Origin of the sequence: Salinisphaera sp., assembly GCF_035690525.1 — a bacterium.
In the GTDB taxonomy this organism is placed as follows: domain Bacteria; phylum Pseudomonadota; class Gammaproteobacteria; order Nevskiales; family Salinisphaeraceae; genus Salinisphaera.
In genome coordinates, this window is the sequence record NZ_DASSKM010000203.1 from 1 (window position 1) to 2,691 (window position 2,691).

The window sequence follows — 2,691 nt, forward strand, 5'->3', positions numbered from 1 at the left end:
CGACGGCCAGGCCTCCGCGCCCGCGCCGGAGGCGACGAGCCTCTACTCGCCGGCTTCGCAAAACGCCGTCATTCCGTTTCCGAACAACCTACTGTTCGTCGACACCGATAATATGCAAGGCGCGCTCGCCGGCATCAGCGCGGACGGTACGCTCAATATTCCCGACGCCAGCGGCGTCAATCCGGTCATCGCCGGCGCCAACAAACTCGACGGCTTTTCCACCACCGAAAATCTCTACGCCGATTTCGCCGGTGCGGACATCGACCTGGCCACGGCCAATAACGGCGGCGTGCGTGTGATCGACGCCGGCACCGGCACCGAGTTGACCGCGGGTAAGGATTTCGATGTGGTGAAGTCGCCCGCCGTGGTCGACCATACGCGGCTTCTGATTCGTCCGCTCAAGCCGCTCGATCCGGCAACCACGTATTACGTGCTCATCACCGACAAGCTGAAAACCGCCGGCGGGGGCAGCGTGGCGCCCAGCGATCAGTTCGCGATCGTGGAATCGTCGGCCGAAGTCGGCTCCGCGGACAATCCGGCCGGCGACTACAGCACCGCCCAACAGGCCGCGCTGGCGTCGATCCGCAGCAGCCAGGTGCGCCCGATTCTCGAGGCCGTGCCCGGCGCCGGCAGCGACAACGTAATCGTCGCCTGGCAGTTCACCACCCAGAGCATCGGTGCCTCGCTGCGCTATCTCGCCACCCATCCCACGCCGAATCCGAATGGTGTCGACGACGGCGGCATTCGGGTTCGGCCGCTGCCGGACGGTCAGGGCGGTCAGCTTTCGACTGGCGAGGTGAATCCCAGCCTGCCCGATACGGCGAATCTCTATCAGGGCACGGTCGACCTATCCTACTATCTGGCCGCGGCCGCCGACGACGGCACCGCCACGCCCGCACCGTTGAAGACCTACTGGATCTCGAACGGCGAAGCCGCGCCCGGCCATGCCACATTGCACGCGCCCAGCGGCGCCGCCATTCCCTGTAGCGTGCTGACCGCCAGCAAATCCACCACCGGCTGTTTTCCGTATCCGCAACGGCGTTCGATACAGTCGGTGCCGGTCCTGGTGGCCGTGCCCAATGCCAACAGCCCGAGCGGCGGCAACCCGCCGGACGGCGGCTGGCCGGTCGTGATTTTCCAACACGGCATCACCGGCGACCGCACCAACATGCTCGCGATCGCGCCCGCGCTGGCGGCCGCCGGGTTCGTCACCGTGGCGATCGATCTGCCATTGCACGGCCTGGCTCCGGACGCCGCGCTCGCCATCGACGGCGGCGAACGTACCTTCGATCTGGACGCCAACGGCGACGGCGTGGTCGATTCCTCGGGCGCCAACTTCATCAACCTGTCTAGCCCGATCACCTCGCGTGACAATCTGCGCGAAGCGGTGGTCGACTTGATCGATCTCAACGCCACGCTCATGCAGGGCGCGATCGCGGTCGTCGGCGGCGACGCGATTCCGCTCAACGGCCAGCCGAGCCAGTATCTCGGTCATTCGCTCGGCGCGATCGTGGGCTCCACGCTGATGGGCGTGACCTCGAGCAGCGCCTTCGACGCCGCCACGCTCGCCAATCCCGGCGGCGGCGTGCTCCGCCTGCTCGACGGCTCGCCGGCATTCGGCCCGCAGATCGCGGCCGGGCTGAAAGCCGCCGGCGTGGGCGAGGGCAGCGAGACCTATCAAAGCTTCCTGCGGCTGGCGCAGACGATCGTCGACGGCGCCGACCCGATCAACTACGCGCAGACCGCGGCCGCGCGCCATCCGCTGCACATGATCGAGGTCGTGGGCGGTGGCAACGGCGGCGCGAATCCGCCCGATTTGGTCGTGCCGAACGCCGTACCCGCCAATGTCGGAGCGCGCTTCACGCCCGCGACCAGCGGTGCCTGCCCGGCCACCGACGACTACACGCCGACGCTGGATACGGTCTGCGTGGGCGGCCCGTTGTCCGGTACCGATCCGCTGGCCGCGGCCATGGGGCTGGCCTCGGTGTCGGCGAGCGTGCCGTATGAAACAGGCAGCCAGAAAGCCGACAGCGTGGTGCGTTTTGCCAGCGGCGCGCACAGCACGATACTGGACCCGACCGCCGGCACGGCCAACGGCCAAGTCGATCCGCAGGAGGGCTTGGCGACCACGGTCGAGATGCAGTGCGAGACGATCGGCTTTCTCGCGGCGGCCGCCGCCGGTGCGTCGCCCCCGAGCATTCCGCTGGGCTGCGCGCAATAGCCGGCGCTCTCGCTTCGCGGCGCCCGGCCTAATCGCCGACCTGGTTGCTGGGCGCCGCCTGATTCAGTCGCTAGACTGAGCGGCCAAATCGCGCCGTCTGAGTATTTTTCGATGAGCATCAAGTCCGATAAGTGGATCCGCCGCATGGCCGAGAGCGAAGGCATGATCGAGCCCTTCGAGCCGGCTCAGGTCAAGGCGTGCGACGGCGAGAAAATCGTGTCCTACGGCGTATCGAGCTACGGCTACGACGTGCGCTGTTCGCCGCATTTCAAGATTTTCACCAACATCAATACTGCGGTGGTCGATCCCAAGGCTTTTGACTCGAAAGGCTTCGTCGACTTCGAGGGCGAGACCTGCATCATTCCGCCCAACTCGTTCGCCTTGGCCTCGACGGTCGAATATTTCCGTATTCCACGCAGCGTGCTCACCATCTGCCTGGGCAAGTCGACCTATGCGCGCTGCGGCATCAT

2 protein-coding genes are annotated in these 2,691 nt (G+C 66.5%); both read left to right on the plus strand.

All coding sequences use genetic code 11. From position 1 onward, the window contains the following. Positions 1 to 2,221: hypothetical protein (locus tag VFJ08_RS15655; RefSeq protein ID WP_324998164.1), on the plus strand; the 2,221-nt coding region annotated here is incomplete at its 5' end. 111 nt (positions 2,222 to 2,332) lie between these two features. After that, positions 2,333 to 2,691, plus strand: a 359-nt coding sequence (locus VFJ08_RS15660) for a dCTP deaminase (RefSeq protein ID WP_414707096.1), incomplete at its 3' end; no start/stop codon positions are given.